We start from the raw sequence: 14,578 nt of genomic DNA on the forward strand, positions 1-14,578 counted from the left end.
TTCGTAGGGGCCGGTTATAGGTGCGGTTGTCGGGGCTGAGGATCTGGTTTCCTTCGGGCCGCCTGATCGGCGTGTGGATGCCGATTCCGGCGCGGCCGTTGCCGCTGTCGGCGAGGGGGGCAGACCGGCTGCGGCTGCGGCGTACAGCGAGCGCCCCCCGGCTCTAAGCGTTCACGGATCCTCAACGCGTAGCGGTCATGGTGGAGGCGAACCGTGGCAGTTGGTGGACGTGCACACGGCCCGTGGGAAGTTCTGCTTGAGCAAGTTCGGTCAGATGGTCGTGGTGGGTGAAGACGATCATCTGGAACCTGTCGGCCATCTCGTCCAACACTTCCAAGGCGGCACGGGTTCGCTGGTCGTCGAAGGTCATAAAGATGTCGTCGACGACGAACGGAAGCGTGCGATCCTCCTCGGCGTAGCGCTCCAAGGACGCCATCCGCAGCGCCAGGTAGAGCTGGTCGCGGGTGCCCTCGCTGAGCCGGTCGGCGGGCAGCCGCTCGGCGCCGCGTCGCGCCAGCACAATCGGTGAGTCCCCGTCCTCGTCGAGCTCCAGCCCGCCGTAGCCGCCGAGCGTCAGATGCTCGAACAGCTGGCTCGCCCGCGCGAGCACCGGGTCCTGCTGCGCCTGCCGATACTCTTCCATGCAGGTCAGGATGATGTTCCGGGCGACCTGCAGGCGAAGGTACTCCTCACTCTCCTCCAGAAGCGCGGCCGCGGTGGTCTCCGCACTCGCGGCTGCTCGAGTGGCGGCGGCGGAACCATCGAAGCGGGCGAACTCCGTCTTCTTCTCGCCGAGAAGCTGTGACTGATGGGTCCGTTGGTCGTCGAGGCTGGTAACGCGTTCGGTGAGGGTGAGAAGCCGAGCCTTGAGCAAGTCCTCGTCGGTCTCGGGAATCTCCGCCACGAGCGTTTCCGCGTCAGCGGGAAGCGCTGCCGTGACCTGCGCGAGTGCCTCCTTGAGCCTCGTGTGGGACTCAGTCCGCTGTACGGCTTCCCTCAAGGCGTCAATATCGTCCACGCCTGCCCTTTCGCAGAGCTGCGCGAGTTCGGTACGCAGGTCCTGAAGCGCCTCTTCAAGGTCACGGGCCGTGGCACTCAGGTCGGCCTGATCGCTGAGAAGAACGACTCGCCGGTCCGCAGCGGAACGGTTCTTCTCGGCCTGCCGGTAAAGAGTCCCGACAAACTGGTGACGTTCGACCTCGCCAGCTGGCATCGCACGACCGCAGGCGGAGGCGGTGGTGGCCAGCAGTGAGTGGAACTGCTCAAGCGTGGTGGCGGCCTTCTCGGAGTCACGCTCGTTCTTGGCCGCCTCCGACGCCCATGTGGCGACTTGCCCGAGCCGCTCCAGATCGGTGAGGGCGGTGGCGGTGTCCCGACCTGTGGGTAGTTTCGCCTGTTCGAGCAGCTTGTGCCAGGTGGTCTCCCAGCCGGCCAGGTTCCGTTCGTGCTCGGTGACTTCGGCTTCGGCGGCAGCCAGCTCCTCGCGCGCCGCGAGAAGCTGAGCTTCGCATGCATCGTGCGTACGTGCCAGCTCGTCCTGCTGGGCCAGCCGCTGCTCGGCAACCTCGCGCAGCTCCGGAAGCTCTGCCAAGGCGTTCTCTGCCCCGAGGGACGGAACTTCTTCCGGCGATCTCAGGACGTCACGGAGCCGTGCGATGTGCAGAGCGGCCTGCTCTCGCAAGGCGGAGAGACGGGCTCGGGCGTCACCCAGCTCCCCGAGGCTCCCTCGGAGTTTGTCGACACTGTCCAATATGGACATGGCGGCACCGGACTTGGGGGCAGGGCCAAGGCAAGGGAACCTTTCCCACAGGCGGTCCCACTCCGCGTCCAAGTGGTCGGCCCGGTCGTCCTGGGCAACCCGCTCCTCGTCAAGCGAGATCAGCGCCTTCTCGTCATTGCCGATCTCGAGCTCCAGCCGGTAGCGGTCGGCGATACGAGACGCGTCTCGGCGCATCCGGTCGGCGATCTGATCGGCGCGGTCGATGGCCAGCTCGAAATCCCCAGCCCGGTCGTGCTGCCCGTCGAGGATCACGAGCCAGAGCTCCTGCCGGACGCTCCTGGCCTCCCCGAGCTCTACTTCCGTGGGGGGCGGGTCACCACTCAGCAGGGTTGCCAGGTTGAGACGCTTTTCCTCCAGTCCGGTGATCAGCGCCTTCCGCTGCTTGGCCAGCTCGCGTCCCTCCCGCTTCAAGTCCTTGCGTGCCTCGACGTGCTCGTCGATCTCGGTCCGGGTGGGCACGGCCATCCCGTCGACCTGCTGCGCTGGGATTCGCAGCGCCAGTAGGAGCCGCTCTAGCGTGCCGTCCAGGCGCCGGATGTCTTCGTCGGCAGTGGCCAGGCGGGTGAGCAGGTCGTGGGGGACGGCGTTGAGCGCGGCGTGGAGAGGCTTCGTCTCCTCGAGCCCGGCGAGCTTGCTGAGCCGCTTCTCCGCCGCCTCCAGGCTACGCCGGCGCTGGTCCACCGCCTTACGATCTCGCGTCAGAGCCGCTTCGATGGCGGTGCGCTGGTCGTGCAAGTCCTGGATGCGCTTCCGCACCGACTTGGGCACCTTGTAGAGGCTGGTGTCGTCCAGCGTTGCGTCCACATGGACCTGGGTGAGGGTGGAGAGAGCTTGGTCGCGGAGATCTTTGACGGTGTCGGAGGAGCTCGTGAGCCGTTCGGCTGCAGCCAGAGCCGCCTTGCGGTCCTGGTAGAGGATGTCGATGGAATCTTGGGCTGCAAGGAGGTCGTCGTCGACGACCAGTTGGTTCAGCTCGCCCACGACGCCGTCGAGGCGCCGCTGCGCGTCAGCCAGCTTGCTCTCCGCCAGCCGCAGGTCCTCTCGCAACTGGGGAAGGCGTACGGCGACCTCCGGCGGGGTGATCATCCCGTCGGCTTCCAGAGTCTTGAGGTCGGCCAGCAGGGTGGCTTGTCGGTTGAGTGCCGGGACCGCCTGGACAAGCCGCTCCACACGAGATTGCTCGCTCCTGAACTGCTCCAATTCCCTGGTGAGCGTCTTGAGGGCCTGCTCGGCGTCCTTGACCTCCTGCTGCCTGTCGAGGTACTCCTGCGGGCGGAGAGTCGCCGCACGGACCCGGTTCTGCGCCTCCTTCAGCTCGGTGAGGAGCACGTTGATCCGGGGGTTATGGCCCCGCCGCTTGTACAGATCGCCCAGACGTACCTCGATCGTACGCAGCGCGTCGGACAGGCGGCCTCCCGACCGGGTGGCGGCCAGTGCCTGTTTGAAGTCTCCGCCTCCGCTGGCCAGCGCCTCGCCTCCCCGCCGCAGTTCGCCACTATCCAGGGCGAACACTGACGTGAAGGTCGACCGGTCGATGCCTCCCAGCATGGTGTTCAACACCGACTGGTCCAGCGGCTCTCCGTCGATGCGGCGGAGCGGCGTCTTGCGCGCCTTGACTCTGATGAACTCCAACGCGTGGCCCTCTGAGCCTCGCACCAGCCCACCGAGCCGTAGTGCGGCCTTGTCATGGACGAAGTCGTAGCGCGATCGTTCGTCTATGCCGTAGAAGAGCTGGTCGAGCGCGTGCAACGCGGTCGACTTGCCGGCCTCGTTCGGCCCGGCGATCACGTGGATGCCGGGTGCCGACAGATCCAGCACCATTCCGCTGAAGGGGCCGAACGCGATCAGGTCCAGCCGGTCGACTCTCATCGGGTCCGTCCCTCCGTGAGCATGGATTCCAACAGGTCGATGGCGTCGTCGCCGAGGCGCTGCAGCCAGTCCGGGTCATCGGGACGGATTCGGTCCTCGTTGTGCACGTCCAGAGGCAGCTGAGGGTAGAGAGGGTCTTCGGTGACCAGCCGGTGCAGCGCGGCGGTGTCTGAGCGGAGCGTCGCTGCCGTACGCCGGAGATCGGCGAGCAGCCCTACGATGCCTTCACCGGGCGTTTCAGGCAGCCGGGTCTCGATGCGCACCTTTTCCACCCACAGATCGCCGAGGTCGTTGGCGATCGAACGGACCTCGTTGACGAACTGGTGCCGTCCGTTCCACAGTCGGAGGTGAGCGCTGCTGCGGCCGACAAGACTGACCCGTACGGCTTGGAGCTTGCCGGAGGGCAAGCCTTTGAGTCGGACCTGCACCAGATCCGCGACGGCATCGAGGTCTCCGGCCCCGGAGACGTCGATGCGCAGATGCTCCCAGCGCGCCACGTCCAGGTCATGATGGACGGCCGAGCGGACGCGGAGGTCGTCGCCCACCGTGACCAGGGTGCAGCCCTTCGGGCCCGTCTCGCGGGCGTGGCGGCCCTGGATGTTACCGGGGAAGACGATCCACGGGTCCTCCTGGACGACTTCCCGGTTGTGTACGTGGCCGAGCGCCCAGTAGTCGTATCCCTTCCCCATGAGGTGATCCACTGTGCAGGGGGCGTACTTGTTGTGGCCGTCGCGACCATTCAGCGCGGTGTGCAGGAGCCCGACGTTGAAGAGGTCCCGGCAAGGAGGGGGGTAACCGAGGGCGAGGTTGTCGGTGATGTCCCAACGCGGGAAACCCTGCCCGTGCACCGCCAGCCCGACCTTCTCGTCGCGTACGGTCTCCGGCACTTCGACGTCGAGCATGCGCACGTTGTCCGGCAGCGGCAACCGCCGGGTCATCTTGTTCTGCGCATCGTGGTTCCCTGAAACGAGGTAGACGGCGATGCCCTGCGCACGCAGGAGTGACATCTGCTTGCCGAAGAACAGCCCGGTCTGGAAGTCAGGCCAGTCGCCGTCATGGATGTCGCCGGCGAGGAGGACACCGTCGACCGACTCCGAGATCGCAAGCTGGACGAGGTTCTCCAACGCCCGCCGAGAGGCGGTGCGCAGTTCCTCGGCCGGTGCGCCCTCATACATCGACAGGCCGCGAAGCGGGCTGTCGATGTGAAGGTCGGCGGCGTGGATCAGTTTCACGCGTTCTCCTCCGGAACCGGTTGATCCTTTGATCATTGATGATGACGTGTGCGTAAGGTGGAGGTGGGGCGATAGGGGATATTGATGGTTACGTTCCAATGAGGCGTGACTAGGTGAAATATGAGGTCCTCGTCCTGCCGTGGTGATGGCCACCAGGCTCGAGTCGCGGCCCTCGACCTGACGCAGAAGCCCCTGTCCGTCGGTCAGGTCGATGAAGGTCGACGTGTCCCCGATCGGCGATCAGCCGGTATGTGCCGATGCCCGGATGGTGCTGCCGGCAGGGTTGGGCCCGACGGATCTCATCGATCCCGATCTCGCAGTCCGGCTCTGACCGCTTGGGCATACCGGGCTGGCGCAGTGTCCACCTGACGCACCGTCACCCGGCCTGTGCGACAGCATGCCCGTCAACGGCGATGGCCCACACGAGCGCGACAGCCGCAACGTCGTGCGCGTGCCGTCCAAGGACGGTTGTTCCTATCAGAATTCGTTGCGCAGAGCGTCGTGCTCGTCGTCCGACACTGTGGACGGGCTGTCGAAACCGTCGACGGTCAGCCCAGATCTGGATGACATGGGATGAAGCGGCGGTAGCCGTACATAGCGCGTCTGTTCATCGAACTCCAGCGCCTCCCACTGGAATCCGGTCATCCATGTCTCATCGCGTTGTGCGAAGCCGAGCAGCGCACGGACCAGGTCAGCACGAGAGCGGGCGATGGCCCATACGTGCCGCCTGGCCTCTCCCGCTCGATGCTCCATCAAGTAGTGATCTGCCCTCGCGATCTTCGCTACCTGGACGTACCAGGACTCGTCTTCCAGCTCGACCAGTAGTGCGCCGATGTACGGTAGGCCGGCGGCCGCCCAGTCGAGGGCATCCCGACTGGCGAGGAGCCTTTGTCGGTTGAGGATGAGCGCGGCCATCAGGATGCCTTCGTGCAGGTGAGCACGATGGTGGTGCCAACCTTGACCTTGGTGCCGGCCTTGTGGGACTGCTTGGTCACCGTCCAGTTCTCCGGCAGGAGAACCATCGTGTCGTATTGATCCCGCGAGCCGAGCTTGATGTCGCTGAACTCGTTCCATCCCCGGTCCACCAGCCACTGACGGGCGATCGCGGCGTTCTGTCCCTTGAAGTCGGGCAGCTTCACCAGACGGCCCTTCTCATCCTCGGCAGGAGGAAGAGAAGTGTCCTGCAGCGCCTCCGCGGCGGCGGTCTTGGTGGGGGACGTGGTCGGGGTCGGCGTGTTGCCGACACTTCCTACGGCCACGCCACCGACACAACCCGCGCCCAAGGCGAGAACGGCGATCAGTGCGACCGCGGGGCCGGAGAACCCGCGACGCGCGGGAGGTGGCATGGGTGGCTGGTAGGTCATGGGGATTCCCTGGAATCAGGCGGCCAGCGCCGCGTCAAGGTAAGTGATGTCGCTGACCGCGACGTAGAGGCGCCAGCTGAGCAGGCCGGTGCGGGAAACCACCGTGACCCGCACGTCGTGAGCGGTCAGCCAGGCGGCGAGGTCTGCGAAGTAGCCGTCGCCGGAGCCGATGACCACTCGCTCGAACCGGAGGTCGATCCGGTCGTTGATGGCCGTCTCGGCGAGCACGCTGTCGGCGCCGTCCCGTCCGGAGCGGGTGAGGATCTGAGCGCCGTGGATTACGCGGCCCACCTCGGCCAGCGATCGGGGGTTGACCCCGACGACGAACTGGTCCAGGGCGCCAACCGGCACCCGGTACAGGTAATCCGACATGGTGTCGGCGATCTCCGTCGCGGTGGGCGACGGCGATGCAGCCAGGTTCTCGATGTCCAGTAAGTGGATGGCTCGTCCTGCTCGCAGAGTACGCATCACAGCTCCTCGCACCTCTTGTACAAGAAGAGTAGAGCCTGTGAACTCAGTATGCAAGCATTTTTATCGTGACAGCAGTAGGAGCAGTTGTGATGCCGCTGGGCGTTCATGCGGGGTCTTGCGCATGGCCTGCTGGACGAGCTCGCGAAGAGGCGAAGGAACCATGCGGAGGTCCGGGTCGAAGTTGATGATCTGATTCTCAACGGCCCAGACGGACGGACCGTCGAAGGCCGGGCGACCGATCGCCGCGAAGTACATCGTCGAGCCCCAGCTGAAGATGTCCGAGGCCGGACTTGCCTGGCGGCCTTCGACCTGTTCGGGCGACATGAAGGCCGGTGCGCCCTTGGCGTCCCCCGACGTGGTGAGCCGTCCGACGGCACGTGCGATCCCGAAGTCGATCACCCGCGGGCCGTCGGGAGCGAGCAGGACGTTGGCCGGCTTGAAGTCCCGGTGGACGATGCCCGCCTGGTGGATCCCGTTGAGGGCAGCGGCTGTGGCGATGGCGAGCCGAACCAGGCTGTCAGGAGAACGCGGGCCCTCGCGACGGATGAGCTGGTCGAGCGAGGGCCCCTGAACGTACTCGCTGACGATGTACGGCCTGCTGTCGTGGACGCCCACGTCGATCACCCGCGCGGTCGCGAATCCCGGCACCCGGCGAGCCGCGCTGGCCTCGGTAAGGAAGTCGTCCCGTTCAGTGAAGGACACTCGTGCGTGCAACAGCTTGACGGCGACCCGCCCGCCGTCCGGAGAGCGAGCCAGGTAGACCTCGCCCTGCCCCCCTTGGCCGATCTTGGCGAGGAGTGCGTACGGCCCCACCCACGCCTGCGCCGGCCCTGATGACCCGCTCGGCGTCACCGGTCCGGGCCAGGTTCTCGGAACGGTCGCTGCGGGCGGGATCTTCTGTGGCAGGACCCGCTTAGCCAGGACGAAGAGGTGCGCCGCACCGCCGAGAAAGGTGCCCATCCAGATCACCGACGTGAGGGTCCAGCGAGCATCCTCCTTCGGTACGTTCTCGAGGGCCCACGAGGCCGCGAACACCGCTCCCTCGACCGCGAGATACGCCGCCGCGAAGATCCACAATGTTGTGTTGCGGAGCCGGTCGGCGGCATATCCGATCATGAACGGGATCGGTAACCCGCCGCAGCAGCAGACCGGTAGCAGTGCCCAGGCCAGGCTCTGACGCAGGAGTGTCTGGAGGGCGGCCCCATCGGGCCTGGCAGTCATGAACCGCATGATATGTAGGCAATCCGCAGCAAGATCTGCATTCGCGAGGAGCCATCATCATGGTCGGGCGGGTCCCCCGTCACTGCCCCAGAGCAGCCTCCACGGACGGACCGGCCCAGCCCGTGTCGGTCTTCCAGATGACCGAGACTTCGAAGAGCGTCTTGATGATGTCGACCGCCCACAGGTCCCGCGGCTCCTTCGGCAGGACGAGGAAGAGGCGGTCGATCTCCTTGTATTTGCCGCTAGCCCATTCGGCTTCCAGGAGCTTGGGCGCCACGGCACGGAGTTCGGCATAGGTGTCGACGTTCTGCGCTGAGATCACGTAGAACCCGAGCCCGCGCTCGTCCTCACAGATGATGTCGGCGTACTCGGTATCCAGCAGGGGCTCGCGTTCATTGCCGTACAACTCGGCTGCAAGCATGTGCTTGAGACGGGCGTGTGCTGGTTGCTTCCGGCTCGCCGCCGCCTGCTCCTTGAGGAAGGCTCGAAACTCGTCCCCATCGGCGAACCACTCATCCCGGGACGAAGGGGCAGCGTCAGTCCTCTTGATCTCGGTCACAGGCGCCTTGACAGGCCCGCCTAGTTCGGCGGGCAGAGGGGACGAATGGAACACCGTCAGGGACTGCGTGCACCGGGTCAGAGCGACGTAAAGCTGCCGAAGCCCCGTCGAACTCAGTTCAGCGAACAGATGCGGTTCTACCACCACGACGTGGTCGAACTCCAGACCCTTCGCCATGTGCGCGGGCATGACGGTGATTCTCTGTCCCATTCCCGGCAACGCCGACTCCTGGGAAGCGGCGATCCGCTGGGCGAGTTCGTCATGGAACGCGTCCCGCGCCGGAGTCAGGACCGCGACGGAACGTGCCTGGTCGCCGTCCTTGATGGCCAGCCGCTGGGCCCTCGCGACCGTCTCGGTGATGATGCGCTGCCGGGAGACCGGGAGAATCTCCAAACTGCCCGGTGACGACGGTCGCACCGAGGTCGGGATCGTCGTGGAGGGCGAGATCTTCGTGCCCAGCATCGCGGCGAAGCTCATGACGTCGGCCGGCACCCGGTAGCCGATGCCGAGTTCGGCGATGTGCCAGCCTTCGGCGCCGGCCAGGATGTCGGCCAGGCGCTCCCAGACGTCGTACTGGCGGATTCCAGTGCTCTGCGCCAGGTCTCCAAGTACCGTCATCGAGCCGGACGGGCACCAGCGGGCCAGCGACTTGGCCTGCATGGGCGTCAGGTCCTGGGCCTCGTCGATGACCAGGTGCTGGTAGCGCCGTTCGTCCTCCCCGGTCAGGAGCCATCGGAGCTCCCCCAGGCAGACGAGGTCCTCGGCCGACCAGGGTTCGTCCGCGACTCGTTTCGCCTGAGGGCGGACAAGCGCGGCCTGCTCGTCGAGGGTGAGCACCCCGAAGGCCGCGGCCGCGAGGCTGTCCTTGTCGGCGAGCAGTTGCCGGTAGATCTGCTCGGCGCTGGACGACGGCCAGACGCGATTGATGAGCGTAGATACGGCCGCGACCTTCTCCAGTTGGGTACGGAGCCGGTCGTCGGTCTTCTTGACCCGAGTCGCCTCGGCGTACTGGGTCAGCAACCAGTCGATGACAGTGTCGATGAAGCGGCGGCGGCGCACCTGGTAGGAACCCCTTGCCGCACGAGCCGCCGAGGCCAGCCGGAGGAGCTCGGCCCTGTCGATCTCCAGCCGCGCACCGCGGAAGTTGAAGCCCTCCTCGGTGGCGAGATCTTCTCGAATGAGGTTCTCGACCGCGTTGTGCAGCACCCTGGCCATCCGGTCGTCCGACTTGACCAGGCGGGTGGTGACCTCATCGATTCCCCGGACGTCCCCCGGCCAGAGCTCGGTGATGTCCACGGTCGCCACACCGCGGCTGCCCATCCGGGGCAGGACGTCACGAACGTACTGAAGGAACGCCTTGTGGGGGCCGACGACGAGCACCTGGTCAGGGGTGAAGTGCTCATTGTCCAGCAACCAGGTGACGCGGTGGAGGCCGACCGCGGTCTTGCCGGTGCCCGGACCACCCTGGATGACGAGCACACCTTTTCGTTCGTCGGCGACCAGGCGCAGCTGGTGGCGCTGGATCGTTTCGACGATGTCACGCATGACGCCGTCGCGAGCAAGATCGAGGTCGGCGAGGAGGAACAAGTCGGGCTCGTCGTCGACGACCGGAGCTGGGACGGTTTCCCCTTTGGCGTTGATTATCTGGATCTCGGTGTCGCCGTAGTCGAGAACCTTGGGGCCGTCGCAGCGAAGCTGACGCTGTCGCCGTACATTCGCCGGATCTTCAGGAGTGGCCAAGCGCCAGGCGGTCGCCGCCTTGTTCGTCCACTTCACCAACGCCAGCTCGCCCTGGCGGTCTCGTACGGTGGCGCGCCCGATGTACCAGGTGAGCCTGTCGTCGGGGTCGTCAAGGAGGTCGATCCGGGCGATCACGAGGGGATGGCGGCCGAGATCCTCACGGCGTCCGTACTCCTTCGGCAGGTCCGGATGAGAGGACAGTCCCGCGTCCGGGCAATCCCCGAGGCTGCTCGACCGGAAGCTTTCGATGCCCTTCCGGTCCTGATCGATGCAGTCGTAGATGTGATCCACCGCCAGCTGTTCCTCAGCGATCACCGCATTTCGATCGACCGTGCTCACGTGACCTCCGGGGGAAGCAGTCGATGCCGGGCGTTGGGAGCGGTCCAACGCCCGGCATGTCGAATCGATCTATCAGTCTTTGTGGTCCATGTCACTAGGTGCGGCACTGGCGGCAGTCTCGGGCATCTTCCGAGATGAAGCATAGTCGACTGTGAGGTGGGTACACAAATAAAGTTCTAGGTGTTGACGGAAACGCTAAACAGCTTCTAGGGTCTGGTCCACAAACACTGCTCATGCCTGTAGCCCGGACGAACTGCGGAGACCCACGGCCACTGGGAGACTGGCCTCGGCACCCCCGACGCAGACCGACCGATCCAGAGAGGCCACCACGTGGCGAAGTTGACGTTGCCGCAGCTTGAGCGGCACCTGTTCGGCGCGGCCGACATCCTCCGCGGCAAGATGGACGCCTCGGAGTTCAAGGAGTACATCTTCGGGATGCTCTTCCTGAAGCGGGCCTCCGACCAGTTCGATGTGGTCCGCAGCGAGGTCGTCGAGAAAAGGATGGCTGAGGGCAAGAGCCCCGAGGAAGCCGAGCAGCTGGCTGAGGTGCGCGGCTTCTACCGTGGTGACAAGTTCTACGTGCCCCCGGAAGCCCGCTGGAGCCACATCAAGGACGAGTCGCGCAAGAAGAACGTCGGCGACATGCTCAACAAGGCGCTCGGCGCCCTGGAGGAAGAGAACGCCGCCGCCCTCGAAGGCGTCCTGGAGCACATCGACTTCACCCGCAAGGTCGGCCAGTCCACGATCCCGGACAAGCGGCTGCAGCAGCTCGTCGACCACTTCTCCCGCGTACGGCTCCGCAACGAGGACTTCGAGTTCCCCGACCTGCTCGGCGCGGCCTACGAATACCTGATCGCCCAGTTCGCCGACTCCGCCGGCAAGAAGGGCGGCGAGTTCTACACGCCGCGTGGTGTCGTCCGCATGATGGTCCGCCTGGTCAAGCCCAGGCCGGGCATGGCCGTGTACGATCCGTGCGCCGGCTCGGGCGGCATGCTCATCCACGCCAAGGAGTACATCGACGAGCACGGCCTCGACTCCCGCGACCTGACGTTGGCCGGGCAGGAGTACAACGGCGGCACCTGGGCGGTGTCGAAGATGAACATGATCCTCCACGGCGTCCTCAACGCCCAGCTGGAGAACGACGACACCCTCGCCGAGCCCCGGCACCTCAAGGGCGGCGAGCTGATGCGTTTCGACCGGGTGCTCACCAATCCGCCCTTCTCCCTCAACTACTCCTCGGCCGAGATGAAGCACAAGGAACGCTTCAAGTACGGCTATGCGCCCGAGACCGGGAAGAAGGCGGACCTCATGTTCGCCCAGCACGTCCTGGCGGTGCTGACCCCCGACGGCATCGGAGCCACCGTCATGCCCCACGGCGTGCTGTTCCGCGGCGGCAAGGAGAAGGACATCCGCGAGGGCATCATCCAGGAGGATCGTCTGGAGGCGGTCATCGGCCTGGCCCCCAACCTCTTCTACGGCACCGGCATCCCCGCCTGCGTCCTCGTCCTGCGCGGCACCGACCCGCGCCCGGCCGAACGGCGCGGCAAGGTGCTCTTCATCAACGCCGACCGTGAGTTCACCGCCGGCCGCGCCCAGAACTACCTCGACCCGCAGCACGCCGAGAAGATCGTCGCGGCATACGAGGCGTATGAGGACATCCCCGGGTTCGCGCGGGTCGTCGACGTCGAGGAGCTCGGCGAGAACGACTTCAACCTCAACATCCGCCGCTACGTCGACAACACGCCGCCGCCCGAGCCGCAGGACGTCCGCGCCCACCTGCATGGCGGCGTACCCAAGACCGAGGTCGAGGCCAAGGCGGGGCTGTTCCAGGCCTTCGGTATCGACCCGGTGACGCTCTTCGCCGAGCGCGACGCCGGCTACTTCGACTTCCTGCCCGAGGGCTGGCAGGCCACCGCTGCTCGTCTTCCCGCTCTCGCCGAACCTGCCGTGGCCCGCCTGCGCGAGGCTTTCGACGAGTGGTGGAGCCGCCACAGTAAGCGCCTCGTCGAACTGCCCAGCACGCGCAAGGTGATGGAAGTACGTGCCGAGCTGCTCGACTCCTTCGTGACCGAACTGCTGCCCCTGAACATGCTCGACCGGTTCGAACTGGCCGGCGTCGTGGCGGCCTGGTGGGGCGAGGCCCAGTACGACATCAAGACCCTCGGCCTGAATGGGTTCGAGGGCGTGGTGGAAGGCTGGCTCACCACCATCGAGTCCGCCTTCGCACTGGAAGAGGAGGACGTCGAGTACTGGGACAAACAGAAGATCGCCGCTGAGAAACGCAAGGCCCGCGACCACCGCGTCGTCCCCGCACTGATCCCCGACTATCTGGCCGAACTCGAAGAGGCCGAGACCGCCTACGCCGAGCTGAACGCCCAGCTCAAGGCTGCCACCGCCAAGCCATTGGAGGAGGACGAGGAAGCCGACGAGCCCGCCGAGGACCAACTCTCCGAGGCCGAGCTTAAGGCGCTCAAGGCTCGGACAGCCGCCGCCAGGAAGAAGGTCGGCGCGCTGGAGGACCACTTCCTGCCCCGTCTCCGCATGACCGCCGGCGCCCTGGACGCCTCTGGCCGCCGTAATCTCGTTCTCGATGTGCTACGGCTACAGATCTCGTCCCGCTTGGATACCCGTACGGTCGCCGCCTACCGGCTTTTCGAGAACGCGTTCCGTGCTTGGGCCGACAAATACGCGGTGACCCTCCGCGCCCTTGAGGCTCAGCGTGAGGCGGCTGCTGCCCACCTCGACTCTTACCTCAAGGAGCTCGGCTATGCGTGACTCGTACAACCTTCCCCCCGGGTGGACGCGACTGCCCTTGCGAACGCTGCTCAGGCGTCGTAATGAGCGGGCTACTGGAAAGGAGTTGCTTCTTTCAGTCACTCAAACTCGCGGAGTCATTCGACAGGAGGAAGTTGGTAGGAGGGACAACTCCAACGACGATAAGAGTAGTTACTGGCGCGTCCAGCCAAACGACATCGTCTATAATACGATGCGTATGTGGCAAGGGGTATCTGGCAGATCCAGCTTTCAAGGGATCGTCAGTCCTGCTTACACGGTCTGCGAGCCGATCGGGGAAGTGGAAACACGGTTCCTGGCATATCTCTTCAAGTCGCCGAACTCGATCGCTAAATTCTATCGTCTATCGCAGGGCTTGGTAAGTGACACCTGGAACTTGCGATACTCGGCCTTCGCGTCAATAGAATTTGATGTCCCGCCACTAGGCGAGCAACGTCGAATCGCGGATATTCTCGACGCGCTCCACCTTCAGATCTCTGCCATCGAGACGGTGATCGGCAATCTTCGTTCCAGCCATCATGGATTGAGCGAGAGCCTGATGAGGTCAGCGGAAGCGAAGACGATGCCGTTGAGTTCGTATCTGGATCGGCCACCAAAGAACGGCTACTCTCCAAAGGAAGTCGACGAGTGGACCGGCCTCGTGGCATTGGGTCTAGGTTGCCTCACGCCTGAAGGGTTTCAGCCCCGGCAGCTCAAAAACGTGCCAGCGCGAGACGGGCGTAACGCCTCGGCGATGGTCAACGACGGCGATCTGTTGATGAGTAGGGCCAACACCAGGGAACTTGTTGGACTCGCCGGCGTGTACCGAGATGTTGGCAAACCGTGCATTTATCCAGACCTCATGATGAAGCTCACGCCACTTCCGACATGCCGCACGGAATATCTGGAGCTGCACCTCCGTAGCGACGACATTCGCCGTCGAATCCAAGCGATCGCTCAAGGAACCTCTGAGAGCATGGGGAAGATCAGCGGATCAGAAGTTCAGCGCCTGCTTGTGTCGATTCCATCGCTCGCCGAACAGGATCGGATCCTGAAAATCGTAAATGCGAGTCAGGAGGGAATCGAACTTCGCAAGCAGGAGCGCGACAAGCTCGCACTTCTCAAACAAGGGCTCGTGGAAGACCTGCTGGCCGGTCGGGTGCGGGTCGAGGCAGCGGAATCCGTACTGGAAAACCTTTAACTCGGAGGGGAGGAAGCAAGCCGACTTCGT

The 14,578-nt window shown here is 65.1% G+C and carries 9 protein-coding genes; 2 read left to right on the forward strand and 7 right to left on the reverse strand.

From position 1 onward, the window contains the following. Positions 1-181: 181 nt before the first annotated feature. From ACWEJ6_RS40885 to ACWEJ6_RS40915, 7 genes are all read right to left on the reverse strand, one after another. Positions 182-3,649 (reverse strand): AAA family ATPase, encoded by a 3,468-nt coding sequence (locus ACWEJ6_RS40885; protein ID WP_452430953.1) that lies wholly within the window; start codon positions 3,647-3,649, stop codon positions 182-184. After that, positions 3,646-4,881 (reverse strand): metallophosphoesterase family protein, encoded by a 1,236-nt coding sequence (locus ACWEJ6_RS40890; protein ID WP_452430955.1) that lies wholly within the window; start codon positions 4,879-4,881, stop codon positions 3,646-3,648. The genes ACWEJ6_RS40885 and ACWEJ6_RS40890 overlap by 4 nt, the downstream gene beginning before the upstream one ends. 477 nt (positions 4,882-5,358) lie before the next feature. Further along, on the reverse strand, positions 5,359-5,796 hold the full coding sequence (locus ACWEJ6_RS40895; protein WP_452430957.1) for a hypothetical protein: 438 nt from the start codon (positions 5,794-5,796) through the stop codon (positions 5,359-5,361). After that, positions 5,796-6,245 (reverse strand): PASTA domain-containing protein, encoded by a 450-nt coding sequence (locus tag ACWEJ6_RS40900; protein ID WP_452430959.1) that lies wholly within the window; start codon positions 6,243-6,245, stop codon positions 5,796-5,798. Before ACWEJ6_RS40900 ends, ACWEJ6_RS40895 begins: the two co-directional genes overlap by 1 nt. A gap of 15 nt (positions 6,246-6,260) precedes the next feature. Next, positions 6,261-6,713: a hypothetical protein gene (locus ACWEJ6_RS40905; RefSeq protein ID WP_452430961.1), complete on the reverse strand. Its 453-nt coding sequence runs from the start codon at positions 6,711-6,713 to the stop codon at positions 6,261-6,263. A gap of 63 nt (positions 6,714-6,776) precedes the next feature. After that, positions 6,777-7,937, reverse strand: a complete 1,161-nt coding sequence (locus ACWEJ6_RS40910; RefSeq protein ID WP_452430963.1) for a serine/threonine-protein kinase — start codon at positions 7,935-7,937, stop codon at positions 6,777-6,779. Between the two features lie 79 nt (positions 7,938-8,016). Next, complete coding sequence (locus ACWEJ6_RS40915) at positions 8,017-10,575, reverse strand: HelD family protein (protein ID WP_452430965.1); 2,559 nt, start codon at positions 10,573-10,575, stop codon at positions 8,017-8,019. A gap of 330 nt (positions 10,576-10,905) precedes the next feature. On the opposite strand from ACWEJ6_RS40915, the gene ACWEJ6_RS40920 reads away from it, so the two are divergent. After that, positions 10,906-13,350 (forward strand): N-6 DNA methylase, encoded by a 2,445-nt coding sequence (locus ACWEJ6_RS40920; RefSeq protein ID WP_452430967.1) that lies wholly within the window; start codon positions 10,906-10,908, stop codon positions 13,348-13,350. Beyond that, complete coding sequence (locus ACWEJ6_RS40925; RefSeq protein WP_452430969.1) at positions 13,343-14,548, forward strand: restriction endonuclease subunit S; 1,206 nt, start codon at positions 13,343-13,345, stop codon at positions 14,546-14,548. The genes ACWEJ6_RS40920 and ACWEJ6_RS40925 overlap by 8 nt, the downstream gene beginning before the upstream one ends. Positions 14,549-14,578: the final 30 nt, after the last annotated feature.

This window comes from Nonomuraea sp. NPDC004702 (genome assembly GCF_053601695.1).